Consider the following 14050-nt stretch of genomic DNA (forward strand, 5'->3'; position numbering starts at 1 on the left):
TCATTGAGGAGCACTGTCGGTCGTAGAGACCTTCCGATCGTCGCCTTGCGTGCGCAGATGATGGCCGATCACGAGCCCGGTCAGGCACAGCAACAGCCCAAGTGCCGGCGGCGCAAACAGCGCCTCTTCCTGGAAGATGCCGTTCACCAGCACGACCATCGTGCCGAAGGCGGCGAGCCCTTGCATGAGAATTCCCGACGAGGCGTAGAGCCGCCAGGCCTTCAGCGCCATCGCCAGGAAGTAGCCGAGCGGCACCAGCGAGCCGATCCCCATTTGGTACAGCAACACGCCGACGGCACTCTCCACCGCGCCGTCCATCGTGCCGGCCGCCTGCGCGGCGTTCCAGTCGATCGAGAAGTAGCCTTCGGAGAGGTTGCCGCCGACGCCAAGTCCGCGGCCGATCGGGTTCTGCCGGAATCCATCCCAGCCGCCCATGAAGCCGATCACGTGGAAGTCGCCGATCTGGAGTCCGATATAGATCGCGGCAATGGCGTACAGCACGAGCCCGACCAGCGCGACGGCAAGGGTGATGGTGGCGCCGAGCAGCCAGGTTGCCGTCCAGGCCAGGGCGACGAAGATGACCAGGATGAGCGCACCTTTCACGCTGCAGCAGATCAGCAGGGGGATTGCGGCCAGCGCCAGCCAGCGATATCCGACTGCGAACAGGAACAGGATGGAGAAGGCGATGCCGTAACCGAAGCTGATCGGGCTCATGTTCGGTCCGAAGATGCGCAGCAACGACGAGAGGCCGAGGTCCTCGAACAACGGGCTGTTGAGAAAGCTGAAACGGAAGCGATCGATCAGATCCACCGGTACCCTGCCGGTTGCGCGCATCTCGGCTTCCCAGGATCCGGAACGGGTTGCCTTCAGCTCGTCGAAATGCCAGAACGTGTAGCCGTTGGTGATGGAGAGCCAGAAATCGCGGAACAGCAGTTCGACATATCCGCAGACGATCAGCAGCGCGGCAACCGTCACCAGGAAGGGCGTGATGCGGATCTCGAAGGTTGCGGCCGTCAGCAGCGACAGCTGAAACAGAAACAGCGGTAGCGCGATGTTGCGCAGATAGACGAGGGCCGCGTGCGAATCCTGCGTGGCGCCGAGCAGGAAATACGCCGTCACGGTTGCGAGGGTGATCAACCCCCATTTCATGATCCGGTCGATCTCGGCGGAATGTTTCCGCTGGTGCAGCGCATAGAGCGCCAGCGTGACCAGCCACATCACCGCGCAGACCAGGAAATTGTAGCCCTTGACGAAATCCATCTCCTGCTCGGTCGTCATATAGGACGACAGAATCGAGACGAAGAGATTCTGGAAGAAGATGATGAAGATGGCGATCGACGGCGCGTAGGCCGGCACCGCGAGCACGATGGCGCAGCCGATCAGGCTTTCGACGACGATCGCGAGCCCGGCGTTGGCCGCCTGCATGATCGGTGCGAATGCGATCGACGCCACGGCGATGCCGAGTGCAGGAATCAGATCGCCGGCCAACAGCGGCCGCGGGGCTATCTCTGCTCGCACAGGCTCTGACCTAACGTGACCGGACGTGTGGGCGTGCCACACCAGCATCGTCGATCTAGCCGCTCATTGTGTAAGAACCGGTTAACCAGATGGGTCAGCGGGTGCCGAGCAGGGCGCTCAGCGCATCGCGGTCGACCTTGCCGGTGACGGCGTCGGCGAGGCCGAAGCCCTGCGACAGCTCCCAATGGGTCCAGCCCCAGCATTGTTGCCGGGCGTAGGCCGTCACGCCGGCGAGCCAGCGCAGCCGGCTGTCGCGCGGCGCGCCGGCCTTGAGCACGCCGAACTCATTGATGATGATCGGCCGCGAATATTGCCGTTGCCAGGCGGCGGCAGGCTCGAGCCATTTGTCGATGCCGCGGTCGGGAATGGCGCGGTCCACCATCGCGAGTGCCTTGCGCTTGTCAAGCGCGGTGAGCTGCTCCCGCAGCTGTTGAACCCTGGGATCGTCGGCGCGGACCGGATAGGGCAATCCGGTGACGTCGTGCAGCGGCTCACTCGGATCCCAATGGGCCTGATGGGTGAACACCATCGGATCGTAGAAGTGGATGGCATAGACGACGTTCGGATCGTCGAGCGGCGTGAAGCCCGGCAGCGAATCCGCGCGCTGCCAGTTGACCGGCCCGGTGACCAGCGTGGTCTGCGGCAGCAACTGGCGAACGAAGCCCGCCAGCTCCCGGATTTCGCCCTGCCATTGCGCGGCCTCGACATCCGGCTCGTTCAACAGCTCCGCAAACACACGGTCGGACGGATAGCGCTGCATGACCGTTGCGAGCTCGGTCCAGGCGCGCTTCAGTTCGGTCATCGCACTGGTGGGATCGTCCTTGTGCAGCGCGTTGAAGCGCTCGCCGGAATGCAGATCGATCGACACTGCATAACCGAGGCCGAGCAGGGCCTTGAGCGCCGCATCGATGGTGCGCAGGCGGCTGTCGATCTCCGCTTTCGCGGCGGAGCGCGGCATGACGAAGTCGGCGGGCACCGGCAGCCGGATGTGGGTCATGCCGGCCTTGCGCAGCTCGAGCAGCAGGCCGCGGGGCGGCGCCGACCGCGGATCGGCGATCCAGCCGTCGGCATTGACGCCGCGCGACAGCGCCTTGAGCCGGTCGGCCGGGACGCCGTCGGTCAAGGCGGGACAGGCCCGCGCGGCGACCGACAGCAGAATGGACGCGCTGACCGCGAGGGCAAGGATCGATGGCCGCATCATGACCGGTCAGCGTGCGATGGTTGTCGCGGGATCGTGACGGGTTGCGGGGCGCTCACGAATATACTGCCTGTTGTGTTTCGAGCCGGCCGGGGTCGCGGGGCGTCGTCCGAAGGATAGCTCGGCCAAGCAACGATGCGGTAAAGACGTAACACGAAAATTTAACTTATGCGCCTTCGTCGACTATCCACGAGAATCGCAAACGAAGCGTTTGGTCGCGACCGCGCCGTGCTGGCGCTGCGTCACTATCCGAAACTCTCCGCACGGCTGAAGCAGGCGCTCGGCAAGGCAACGCCGTCGCGCGAAGAGGATTGAGCCGCCGGTGCGGCGCGTCGCTAGATCCCTCGAACCACGCCCGGCTGGCCCGGAGCGCATTCCAGCGCAGCACGGTTCCAGTTCGCGTTGATGGCCGCTGCCTCATAGCTCGATTGCAGGAATTCGAGCAGCGCCTTGTCGGGGTCTGCAGCCATTCGCACGGCATCGTAGGGCAGGACGAATTCGCCGAGTGCCTCGCTGAAGAACGCAGCATCGGGCCGTACCGGCGCGCTGCGATAGCCCGCGGGCTCCGGATAGGCGTAGGAGTAGAATGCGGGATAATCGATCGCGCCGCCGCCCGGCCAGAAGCCTGCGCTGCTGACCTCGTGCGAATAGGCCTCGTGCGCCACCTCGTCGGGCAAATGGGGCACGCCGCCGGGATGCCGCGGTGCGGTTCTGCCGGAAAACCGCGTCACCGCGAGATCGAAGCTGCCCCAGAAGAAATGCACCGGGCTCGCCTTGCCGAGAAAGCCGGTCCGGAATTGCTTGAACACGCGATCGCAGTTCACAAGGATCCGGTGAAACCGGCGCACGGCATCCGCATCGTACGATGCATGCTGCGTATCCTGCGAGAAGCGGATCGGGTCGGCGACTTCGTTCGGTATCTCGTCAATGGCGACGTCGATGCCGAGGTCCTTCAGATTGGTCATGACCGCCGCGTAGAAGCTCGCGACCGATTGACCGGCCAGGGCGAATTGCCGCTCGGTGCCGTCGCTGGTCGAGATGCGGAGCATGTGATCGATGGAATCGAAGTCGATCTGGAAGGTGCGATCGCCGTCGGGGATCGGCGAGGTCGTCAGCCCGCGCGCCGTGACATAGAGCGTGACGTGCCAGGAATGATTGAGCCAGGGCGACTTCGCCAGCCGGATCTTGCCGGCGATCTGGGTGAAGAGCTGGAGCGTGGCACAGCTGTCGCGCCACGCCGCAGTCGGCAGTTCCGGCCAGCGGGTTTTTTGTGTGTTGGTCATGGCAAACCTCTGAGCTGCGCCGACAAGATGTCTTGCGGCATACCACGAAAGTGGTCCCGATGACTTCGGGAACCGACACTGCCGAAACAGCGGATCGGGCGGCAATCGTCCGGGAGAGTGCCGCCCTGTTGCGCGAGAATCCGGCCGGGCGTGAAGCTCAACCGGCTTCACCATGCGGCTTAGCCGCGAAGTTTCCTCGCGGTCTCCGCGATCGCACGGCCCTGATAGCGGGCGCCGGCGAGTTCGTTCTCGCTGGGCTGGCGGCTGCCGTCGCCACCGGTGATCGTGGTGGCGCCGTAGGGTGCACCGCCGGTGACCTCGTCGAGCCTCATCTGTCCGGCAAAGCCGTAGTTCAGCCCGACCACCGTCATGCCGAAATGCAGGAGGTTGGTGATGATCGAAAACAGCGTGGTCTCCTGGCCGCCATGCTGGGTCGCGCTCGAGGTGAAGGCGCCGCCGACCTTGCCGTTCAGCGCGCCCCTGGCCCAGAGGCCGCCGGCCTGGTCGAGGAAGTTGGCTATCTGCGAGGCCATGCGGCCGAAGCGGGTGCCGGTGCCGACGATGATCGCATCATAATTGGCGAGATCGTCGATCTTGGCGATCGGCGCCGCCTGGTCGAGCTTGTAGTACGAGGCCTTAGCGACTTCGGCCGGCACCAGCTCGGGCACGCGCTTGATATCGACGGTGGCGCCGGTTTCGCGCGCGCCTTCCGCGACGGCATTCGCCATCGCCTCGATGTGACCGTAAGCGGAGTAATAGAGAACGAGAACCTTGGCCATGATGGCCTCCTTTAGGGTTGAGGTAGGGGGGAGATGATCTGGGGAGGAGCATGCGCGGACGTCGGCCCGCGCATGCAGGGTGAGTGGTGGTCAGGCCGCGTCGACGAGCACGAGCTCGGCATCCTCGAGCGCGGTGATCTTCAGCTTGGCCTCGTCGCGGATCGCGGCGCCGTCGCGGGCATTGACGCGCACGCCGTTGACCTCGATGCTGCCGGCCGCCGGCACCAGATAGAGGTGACGGGCCTTGTCGGCGGCGTATTCCGCGCTCTCGCCGGCCTTCAGCGTGGTGGCGAGCACCCGCGCATTGGCACGGATCGGCAGCGCGTCATTGTCGCCGTCGATACCCGAGGCGATGGTGACGAGCTTGCCGGAGCGGTCCGCCTTCGGGAACGGCTTGGAGCCCCAGGTCGGGTGGCCGCCCTTCGTCGTCGGCTCGATCCAAATCTGGAAGATCTTGGTCTTCGCCGGCTCCAGATTGTATTCGGAGTGACGGATGCCGCTGCCGGCGCTCATCACCTGCACGTCCCCGGCTTCGGTGCGTCCCTTGTTGCCGAGCGAGTCCTGGTGCGTGATCGCGCCTTCGCGAACAAAGGTGATGATCTCCATGTTGGCGTGCGGATGCGCAGGAAAGCCGGAGTTGGGCGCGATCTCGTCGTCATTCCACACACGCAGCGCGCCGTGGCTGACATTGTCAGGATCGTAGTAGCTCGCGAACGAGAAGTGGTGCTTGGCCTTCAGCCAGCCGTGGTCGGCGCCGCCAAGCTCTGCGAATGGTCTGAGTTCGATCATGCTCATTCCCCTTGTTGTCGATGTTTAAGGAGCGGGCCGGGCGCACTGCGCCCGGCGTCTCCAGAAAATTTTTCGATCAGGCGCCGAAGCCGCCGTCGACGTTGAGCACGGTGCCGGTCACGAACGAGGCTTCCGGGCTTGCCAGGAACACGACGCCGGCTGCGACTTCCTCGGGGCGGCCGAAGCGCTGCAGCGCGTGCTGGAGGCGTTGCGTCTCGGCAAACTCGCCACCGTCCTTCGGGTTCATGTCGGTGTCGATCGAGCCGGGCTGCACCACATTCACCGTGATGCCGCGCGGTCCGAGGTCGCGCGCCGCGCCCTTGGTGTAGCCGACGACGGCCGCCTTGGTGGCGACGTAGTCGGCAAGGCCCGGGAACGAGGCGCGATCCGCCAGCATGGAGCCGACGGTGACGATGCGGCCGCCTTCGCCCATCAGCTTGGAGGCGGCGCGGATCGCGGTGATCACGCCGTCGATGTTGATCGCCTCCTGACGGGCGAGCGTCGCGGTATCGGCCTTGGGATCGTCGACTGCACCGCCGGATGCGACACCAGCATTGTTGACCAGGATGTCGAGCCGGCCAAAATCCCTGGCCACGGTCTTCACCAGCTGATCGACATCGGATGACAAGGCCTGGTCGGCCTTGTAGGCGCGGGCGTTGACGCCCTTGCCCTTCAACTCGGCGACGACGGCCTCGGCCTTTTCGGGAGAGGCGACGTAGCTGATCGCGACGCTCGCACCTTCCGCGGCGAGTGCACGGGCGCTGGCTGCGCCGATGCCGCGCGAACCGCCGGTAACGAGGGCGACCTTGCCTGAGAGCTTCTTGGTCATTGGATTTCTCCATCGATTGAATTTGATGGGACTTGGATATGCCTCCGGCTGTGGTATAGAAATAGAAACTATTGAAACTCATTGTTTCCAAAATTGGCAATCAGGACTGCTGCCCATGTCGAAACTGCCGGACTTCGAGGCGCTCGCGATCTTCGCAAAAGTTGTGGAATTACGGTCGTTTGCGGCGGCCGCGAGCGAGCTCTCGCTGTCCAAGGCGACGGTGTCCAAGGCGGTCAGCCGGCTGGAGGAGCGGCTGGGCGCCCGGCTGTTCAACCGCACCTCGCGGCGGCTGGCGCTGACCGATGCCGGCCAGAAATTGTCGGAGCGCGCCGCGCGGCTGCTCGCCGACGGCGAGGCCGCCGAGAACGAGGCGCTGGCGCAATCGACCACGCCGCGCGGCCTGGTGCGGCTCGCGGTGCCGATGAGCTTCGGCATCAAGACGGTGGCGCCGCTGCTGCCGGAATTCATGGAGGCCTATCCGGAGGTTTCGATCGACCTGCATTTGAGCGACGCGACGGTCGATCTGATCGGCGAGGGCTTTGATGCCGGCCTGCGCATCGCGCGGCTGCCGGATTCCTCGCTGATCGCGCGGCGGCTGTGTGGCATGCCGCGCTACACGGTGGCGGCGCCGTCCTATCTGAAGCGCCACGGCCGGCCGACCCATCCGATGCATCTCGCCGAGCACAAATGCTTCGGTTACGCCTATCTCTCGACCCAGGGCGTGTGGCACTACACCAACGCGTCGGGCGAACAGGCGAGCGTGCGTCCCGCCGGCCAGCTCCGGGTCAACAATGGCGAGGCGGTGATGCCCGCGCTGCTCGCCGGCCTCGGCATCGCCGATCTGCCCGACTTCATCGTCGGCGACGCGATCGCGCGCGGCGAGGTCGAGGTGATCCTGAAAGGCTGGAAGCAGCCCGAGGGCGCCGTGCATCTCGTTACACCGCCCGGCGGACCGCGTCCCGCCCGCGTCGAGGTGCTGGCGGATTTCCTGGCCAAGCATTTCGCCAAAGGGCGCGCCCAGCGGAAATAGAGCACCGCACTCAGCGGAAACGGACGTCCGCACGCGCACCGGCCGACCGCCGTGCGGCCCGTCACATTCGTGTCATCCCTTTTAAATTGTATAACTTATGTGAACTAACCCATGATCGTGGCTGCTGCGATCGTCTATTTCTGCGTCCTGAACCGGTGTTGCCGCAAAGCGCATTTTCGGAGGAACCAGATGATTGATCTGACCAAGCATGATTTCACGTCATTGTCGGTCAAGGACCTGCTCGATGCCCGCGAGGCCTATCACGTGCACCTCGCCCATCTGCAATCGGTCTACGCCACGGCGATCGGGCGCTATCTGATCCGGGACAACGATCGCAACGCGACGGAAAGGAAGGCGCACTCGAAGCCGCAGGCGCTCGGCCCGCGCACGCTGTTCAATTCGTCGGTCAAGGACTGGTCGTGGCCCTGCATCCTCGTCTTCGTCCGCGACTGGATGAAGCGCTCCGAGCTGAAGAACCATCCCGAGAAGCAGGACCAGCTGGTGCCGCCGTTCCTCTATCTGCCCGACGGTCGCGTCGTGCCCACCTGCGTCGTCAAGGTCGATCCGAACGAGGGCAGCCCCGGCACCGTCGATCCGCCGGTGTTCAAGAGCGATCTGGTCGGCGGCGGCTTTCCGGTGCAGACCATGATCCAGGGCAAGATCCACCGTGGCTCGATCGGCTGTCTCGTCACCAATGGCGAGACCGTGTTCGCGCTCTCCAACCGTCACGTGGTCGGCGCCGCCGGCCGCGAGATCTTCGCCGGCTTCAAGAACACCGACCGCCGCCTCGGCGTCAGCGATGCGCTGCAACTCGGCAAGCGCGCCTTCAGCGAGGTCTATCCCGGCTGGCCCGGCTCGCGCGTGGTGGCCAATCTCGATGCCGGCTTGATCCGCGTCGACGACATCAAGGGCTGGACCGCACAGGTCTACGGCGTCGGCCAGGTCGGCGACGTCGTCGACCTCAATGTCGGCACCTTCCGTCTCGACATCATCAACCAGCCGCTGATTGCGTTCGGCGCGACCAGCGGATTAATGAAGGGCAAGATCCTCGGCCTGTTCTATCGCTACAAAACCGTCGGCGGCATGGAATATGTCAGCGATTTCGTGATCGGCCCGCGCGACGGCGACACGCCGCTCAACAACTATCCCGGCGATTCCGGCACGGTCTGGTTCGTCGACGATCCGGACGCCAAGAAGAACGCCAGCGGCGCGCGCATCCTCAGTCCTCTGGCACTCGAATGGGGCGGCCAGGAACTGTTCGGATCGAGCGGCAAGGTCCCGATGCAGGTTGCGCTCGGCATCTGCATGGCGACGCTGTGCCGCGAGCTCGATGTCGAGTTGATCGGCGACTGGAACGCCGGCCACACCGAGTATTGGGGCGAATGGGGCCACGTCAAGATCGGCGCCTACGCGACCGGTCTGATCGATGCGAAGCTGCCCAAGCTCGCCACCATGATGGACGCCAATTCCGGCAATATCGGCCTCGACGACAAGCTGCTTGCCGACCTCAAGCCGCATCAGCGAGGCACGTTCTCGCCGCTCGCCGATGTCGCCGACCTGGTCTGGCGCTTCACCCGGCACACCGACGAAAGCAACCATTTCGCCGACATGGACAAGCCGGGCAGGGACGGCAAGACGCTGCTCGAGCTTTGCGCGGAGTCGACGCGCAACGTCGATCCGAAGGTCTGGAACGACTATTACGAAGGGATCGGCGAGGACCGGCGCGGTGCGCTGCCGTTCCGGGTCTGGCAGATTTTCGACGAGATGGTGGAGTACGCCGCCGCCAACAAGAAGCTGGAGTTCGTCTGCGCCGCCGGCATCGTCGCGCATTACATCGGCGATGCCTGCCAGCCGCTGCACATCTCGCAATTCCACCATGGCCTTGATCCGAACGACAAGGCGCATGCCAAGGTCCACAGTGTGTACGAGACCACGATGATCGGCCGCCACGGCAAGGATCTCATCAAGATGATCCCTGCCGCCCGGACCGGCGACGTCGCGGAGATTGCTCCGGGCGGCACGCCGACCGGCCGCGACGCCGCGGTTGCCGTGGTCGCGCTGATGCAGCGGACCGTGAAGCGGTTGCCGCCGATGACCATCGTCAACCTGTTCAATTCGCACATGGGCAGCGGCCAGGTCGAGGCGCTGTGGTCGAAGCTGAAGGATGCCACCGCGGCCTGCATGCAGGACGGTGCCAAGACCCTGGCCCGGGTCTGGGAAGCGGCCTGGCGCGCCGGTGCGGGCGAGGATCGCGGGCAGGGCGGCAAGTTCGATCAGGACAGTTTGAGCAAGCTCTACAACGACCTGAGCTTCCTGCCGGCGTTCCCGCTCCAGCAGCTCACACTGGATGCCGACGACCACCTTGTTCCGATCGGAGGAAGCAGCACGCGGCGCCGCAGCGCGACAACAGCGCGACGCGCGCGTCCGCAAGCAGCGAAGAAGGCCGCCAGGAAAGCTGCGAGGGAAACGGCCAGGAAGGCGCCGAAGAAGGCGGTAGCGCGCAAGCGGCCGGCCGCGGCAGCTCCGGTCCGACGCGCGGCCGCCAGCAAGAAGACCGCGACCAAGCGCGGCGTGGCCAGCAAGCGGTCGGTCGGAAAGGCCCGCAAGGCGGCGCGCAAGGGCTAGAGCAAGGCGACTTACATCGCATCGCGCAGCGGACCCAGCTTCACCTCGCCCCGCGTCGGGGAGAGGTCGGAACGCATCGTTAGATGCGTTCCGGGTGAGGGGGAGCCTCCACAAGTCCAACTGTCGCCATTTACGCGGAGGCAGCCCCTCACCCCAACCCTCTCCCCGTAAGAACGGGGAGAGGGAGCACAGCGCCGTCGTTATTCGATCGAATCTCAGCATGTACTCGGCCCGACCTGCCCGGCTCGATCTTCCCCATCGGTCAGTCCGCGTCGGATGCGGCAGCGGGACGCTTGAGATGCGCGTCCCGCTCCTGCACCATGCGACCAAGCCGCGGCTATGACCGTGGCATTGCGATCGGCTGCGATCGCCAAGAAGGATGACTGGGGAGAAACTCTCGATGAATCGCCGCGAACTCCTGCGCGCCGCCGCCGCATTGCCGCTTGCGCAGACTGCGCTCGCCAACTCCGCGTTTGCGCAAGGCGCCTATCCCAACCGCAACATCACGATGATCGTGCCGTTTCCGGCCGGCGGCCAGGCTGACCTTGCGGCGCGGCCGGTGGCGCTCGCGCTGGAGCGCATCCTCGGCAAGCCTGTGATCGTCGACAATCGCGCCGGCGGAGCAGGCGGATCGATCGGCAATGCACAGGCCGCGCGCGCCGAGCCCGACGGCTATACGCTGCTGATGACGCTGTCCTCGCTCGCGGTGCTGCCGGAGGCTGACCGGCTGTTCGATCGTCCGGTTGCCTATGAGGTGTCGCAGTTCGCGCCGGTCGCGCGCGTGCTCGCCGACCCGACGCTGCTGGCGGTGCCGGCCTCGGCGCCGTGGACGTCGCTGCAGGAATTTGTCGATGACGCGAAGAAACGCCCGGGACAGATCCCCTACGGCTCGTCCGGTCCGTACGGCACGCTGCATGTCGCGATGGAGATGTTCGCGGCGAGCGCAGGGATAAAGCTGTTGCATGTGCCGTTCCGTGGCGCAGGCCCGGCGCTCACCGCGCTGCTTTCCGGCACCGTGCAGGCATTGGCGTCGGCGCCGGGCACGCTCAAGCAGCAGGTCGAGGACGGTAAGATGCGCGTGCTCGCCAATTGGGGCGCCGAGCGGATCGCGAGCTTCCCCGATCTGCCGACGTTCAAGGAGCTCGGCTACAAGGACGTCGAGTTCTACATCTGGGCGGGACTGTTCGCGCAAGCCGCGCTGCCGGTGCCGATCATGGACCGGCTGCGCGCCGCGATGGCCGATGCCGTGAAGGCGCCGGAGGTGATCAAGACCTTCGAAACCGCGGGCAGTCCGGTCGCCTATATGGACGCGCCGGCGTTCTCAAAATTTGTTGCAGACGACAGCGCGCGGTTGATCGCGGCGGTGAAAAAGATCGGGAAGGTCGAATAGGTCCCTCCGGGACAAATTCTCTTCACTTTTAGTTGTCCGCGTGAACGATCCTTGGCCGCATTCATTGGGCAGCTTTGGAGCAAATCGCGGCGCGGGAACTTGCGCGCGCGGGCCAATATCTGGAACTACGGGAGCCCGACATGCGATCGCAGCGGATCGTCCTGAGCCTTGCCATAGCGATCGGCGGAGCTGCCACGGCAACGGCCGCGGTCGCCGAGGAGTATCGGGGAACCTGGGAACAGCAGATGGCGTGCACACCGGACGTGTGGCGGCTCTGCAGCGATCAGGTGCCCGACGTGCAGCGCATCGTGGCTTGCCTGCGGCAGAACACGCCGCAACTTTCCAACAGCTGTCGTGCCGTGTTCGAATCGAACGCGCAACAGCAGCAGACACAAGGCCGGGCCCAACAGCCGCAAATGCAGGGTCGTGCGCCGCAGCAGCCGCAGATGCAGCAGCGGCCGCGTGCACCACAGCCGGTGCAGCCGGCGCCATCGCGGCCACCGTTCGACGATGAGGACTAATTCTCGGGTCTGACTTCGCAGACGTCGACCCATTCGGCTGCGGTCAGCTCCGCCATCCTGTCGGGCGTGATGCGGACCGCGCTGTGGGTCGAGCCCGCGGCCGGCACCACGACATCGAATGCCTTCAGCGATACGTCGCAATAGACCGGCAGTGGCGTCTTCAGCCCGAACGGGCAGACGCCGCCGACCTCGTGACCGGTGATGTCGGCGACCTCGTCGAGGCCGAGCATCTTCGGCTTGCCGCCGAACGCCGCCTTGACCTTCTTGTTGTCCATCCGCGACGTCCCGGCGGCGACGATCAGCACCACGCGGTCGCCGACCCGCAGGCTCAACGTCTTGGCGATCCGCGCCGGCTCGACGCCATAGGCTTCCGCCGCCAGCACGACGGTCGCGGAGCTCGTGGTGGATTCGATCACGGAGATTTCGGGCGCCTTCTCGGCGAAGAAGGCGCGGACGGAGTCGAGACTCATAATGTTCAGGACCTTGCAGACACCAGGGTGGGAAGTTCGGAGAGACCGTGGATCCGGTGATCGGGCACGACGCCGAGCTCGTCCATCTGGGTACGCAGTGCCTTGAACATCGTCAATGGCGCGACCGTCTCGTTTTCGACGCAGGCCAGCGCCATCGCTTCCGGCGTCACCCGCTCGATCCAGGCGACGCTGAGGCCGAACGACTTGGCACCGCAGGCGTCCCACGGATTGGAGGAGATGAACAGCACCTCCGCCGGCGGTACTTTCAGCACCTCCTCGATCAGCGTGTAGGCCTCCGGCGCCGGCTTGAATACCTTGTGCGCATCGACGCTGATGGTCGCATCGAGCACGCGGTCTAGTCCTGAGTTGCGCACCAGCGCATTCAGCATATCAGGGCTGCCGTTGGAGAGGATCGCGAGCTTCTTGTCTTTCATCGCCTCGAGCGCGGCGACCGCATCCGGATACAGCGCCAGATGCTGATACTTGTCGATGATGCGGGCGAAGGTCGCCGCGTCATATTGCAGGCCGAGGCAGCGCAGCGTGTAGGCGAGGGAGTCGCGAGTTACGACGGCGAAATCCTGGTAGCGCCGCATCAGCGAACGCAGCCAGCTATATTCGAGCTGCTTGATGCGCCAGATCTGCGTGATGATGTCGCCGTAGCCGGGGAACGCATCCTCGGTGACGTCGGCCACCGACTGGACGTCGTAGAGTGTGCCGTAGGCGTCGAAGACGATTGCCTTGATGGTCATTGTGATCTCTCTTGCCCGCCGATTGTCGCATACAGGAATTTCCTGAGTGCGTCGATGGATTGATCCCTTGCCACCTCGTTGAATTCGAGGTGATGACCGAGCAGCTTCTGGGGCGCGCGGAATGACGGTACGTCGAAATCATGATAGGCGCCGGGATAGATGATGAGTTCGATCGGATACCCCAGCTCTTTCTGCCGTGAGATGCCGTAGTCATCGCGGCCTTCGGCCAGATTCCGGCACTCCTTGGCCGGGGTCCAGTCGTCGAGCTCGCCGACCATGATCAGCGTCGGCACCGTCATGTCGCCCTTGATGCTGAGGCAGGGCGGATAGAACGCGACGGCCGCACGGAATTTCTCCTTGGCGTTACGCTCGATCGCGCCGCTCTCTACCGAGAGCAGGGCAAGCCACGCTCCTTGCGAGAACCCGATCACCGCGACGCGGGCAGGATCAACCGCCGATTGCCGCGCGAGGAAACTCAGCGCACGATAGGCGTCGTGGACGGTCGCAGCCGGCGGCCCGCTCGCGCAGGTGCTGGTGATGCCCCGTGGGCCGAACCGGTCGACCGTGAGGGTGACGTAGCCCCAGGCCGCCAGCCGCTTGCCCCAGCGCTCGTCGAGTTGCTTGAAAAAGCCGCCGCAGCCGTGCAGCAGCACCACGGCGGGCGAAGGGCCCGGTCCATCGGGCAATCGCAGATAGCCCTGCAGTGGCTGCGCACTTGCAAGCGGGCTCTCGAATTCGACGAACGCGGCCGGCTGGCCGGCGCGTGCCGCGCAGCAGAGTTCTGCGCTTCCGATCAGGAGTGCGGAGAGGGTGGCAAGTCCGGTGAAGTTCGTCATGAACCACCTCCGAAGCTTGCCGCCGACAATACT

14 protein-coding genes are annotated in these 14050 nt (G+C 65.0%); 5 read left to right on the forward strand and 9 right to left on the reverse strand.

Going from position 1 to position 14050, the window contains the following annotated elements; all coding sequences use genetic code 11:
- Together ACE10X_RS07560 and ACE10X_RS07565 are read right to left on the reverse strand one after the other, a co-directional pair.
- Positions 1 to 1488 carry a hypothetical protein gene (locus tag ACE10X_RS07560; protein WP_038384242.1) on the reverse strand — a complete coding sequence of 496 codons (1488 nt, stop codon included), beginning with the start codon at positions 1486 to 1488 and terminating at the stop codon, positions 1 to 3.
- Between the two features lie 124 nt (positions 1489 to 1612).
- Positions 1613 to 2719: a glycoside hydrolase family 5 protein gene (locus ACE10X_RS07565; protein WP_038384241.1), complete on the reverse strand. Its 1107-nt coding sequence runs from the start codon at positions 2717 to 2719 to the stop codon at positions 1613 to 1615.
- Positions 2720 to 2884: 165 nt separating this feature from the next.
- On the opposite strand from ACE10X_RS07565, the gene ACE10X_RS07570 reads away from it, so the two are divergent.
- The gene (locus tag ACE10X_RS07570; RefSeq protein WP_157787941.1) at positions 2885 to 3031 is read left to right on the forward strand and encodes a hypothetical protein; all 147 of its coding nucleotides are present in this window, start codon (positions 2885 to 2887) and stop codon (positions 3029 to 3031) included.
- Between the two features lie 20 nt (positions 3032 to 3051).
- Here ACE10X_RS07570 and ACE10X_RS07575 read toward each other — a convergent pair whose 3' ends face one another.
- The 4 genes from ACE10X_RS07575 to ACE10X_RS07590 all read right to left on the reverse strand — a co-directional run bounded on the left by ACE10X_RS07575 (position 3052) and on the right by ACE10X_RS07590 (position 6396).
- The gene (locus tag ACE10X_RS07575) at positions 3052 to 3999 is read right to left on the reverse strand and encodes a DUF5996 family protein (RefSeq protein WP_038384240.1); all 948 of its coding nucleotides are present in this window, start codon (positions 3997 to 3999) and stop codon (positions 3052 to 3054) included.
- A 179-nt stretch (positions 4000 to 4178) separates the two neighbouring features.
- Positions 4179 to 4778, reverse strand: coding sequence for an NAD(P)H:quinone oxidoreductase (gene wrbA / locus ACE10X_RS07580; protein WP_375764130.1), 600 nt, complete (start codon positions 4776 to 4778; stop codon positions 4179 to 4181).
- Between the two features lie 90 nt (positions 4779 to 4868).
- Positions 4869 to 5567 (reverse strand): pirin family protein, encoded by a 699-nt coding sequence (locus ACE10X_RS07585; protein ID WP_038384267.1) that lies wholly within the window; start codon positions 5565 to 5567, stop codon positions 4869 to 4871.
- A 76-nt stretch (positions 5568 to 5643) separates the two neighbouring features.
- Positions 5644 to 6396 carry an SDR family NAD(P)-dependent oxidoreductase gene (locus ACE10X_RS07590; RefSeq protein ID WP_038384238.1) on the reverse strand — a complete coding sequence of 251 codons (753 nt, stop codon included), beginning with the start codon at positions 6394 to 6396 and terminating at the stop codon, positions 5644 to 5646.
- Positions 6397 to 6511: 115 nt separating this feature from the next.
- On the opposite strand from ACE10X_RS07590, the gene ACE10X_RS07595 reads away from it, so the two are divergent.
- The 4 genes from ACE10X_RS07595 to ACE10X_RS07610 all read left to right on the forward strand — a co-directional run bounded on the left by ACE10X_RS07595 (position 6512) and on the right by ACE10X_RS07610 (position 11962).
- Positions 6512 to 7426: a LysR family transcriptional regulator gene (locus tag ACE10X_RS07595; RefSeq protein WP_038384237.1), complete on the forward strand. Its 915-nt coding sequence runs from the start codon at positions 6512 to 6514 to the stop codon at positions 7424 to 7426.
- 189 nt (positions 7427 to 7615) lie between these two features.
- Positions 7616 to 10051, forward strand: a complete 2436-nt coding sequence (locus tag ACE10X_RS07600; protein ID WP_375764131.1) for a hypothetical protein — start codon at positions 7616 to 7618, stop codon at positions 10049 to 10051.
- A 400-nt stretch (positions 10052 to 10451) separates the two neighbouring features.
- Entirely contained in the window at positions 10452 to 11441 is a 990-nt protein-coding gene (locus ACE10X_RS07605; RefSeq protein WP_038384236.1) for a tripartite tricarboxylate transporter substrate binding protein, read from the forward strand.
- Positions 11442 to 11581: 140 nt separating this feature from the next.
- Positions 11582 to 11962 (forward strand): hypothetical protein, encoded by a 381-nt coding sequence (locus tag ACE10X_RS07610; RefSeq protein WP_304557512.1) that lies wholly within the window; start codon positions 11582 to 11584, stop codon positions 11960 to 11962.
- Here the strand turns inward: ACE10X_RS07610 and ACE10X_RS07615 are convergent.
- The 3 genes from ACE10X_RS07615 to ACE10X_RS07625 are packed head-to-tail and all read right to left on the reverse strand — an operon-like array spanning position 11959 to position 14017.
- A complete protein-coding gene (locus ACE10X_RS07615) occupies positions 11959 to 12432 on the reverse strand; it encodes a YbaK/EbsC family protein (RefSeq protein WP_028341121.1) in 474 nt (157 codons plus the stop codon). The two genes, ACE10X_RS07610 and ACE10X_RS07615, sit on opposite strands and share 4 nt — an antisense overlap.
- A gap of 5 nt (positions 12433 to 12437) precedes the next feature.
- Entirely contained in the window at positions 12438 to 13181 is a 744-nt protein-coding gene (locus ACE10X_RS07620) for a haloacid dehalogenase type II (protein WP_038384234.1), read from the reverse strand.
- A complete protein-coding gene (locus ACE10X_RS07625) occupies positions 13178 to 14017 on the reverse strand; it encodes a dienelactone hydrolase family protein (RefSeq protein ID WP_038384233.1) in 840 nt (279 codons plus the stop codon). Before ACE10X_RS07625 ends, ACE10X_RS07620 begins: the two co-directional genes overlap by 4 nt.
- Positions 14018 to 14050: the final 33 nt, after the last annotated feature.

The sequence above is a fragment of the Bradyrhizobium sp. Pha-3 genome, assembly GCF_042258325.1.
GTDB lineage: Bacteria > Pseudomonadota > Alphaproteobacteria > Rhizobiales > Xanthobacteraceae > Bradyrhizobium > Bradyrhizobium elkanii.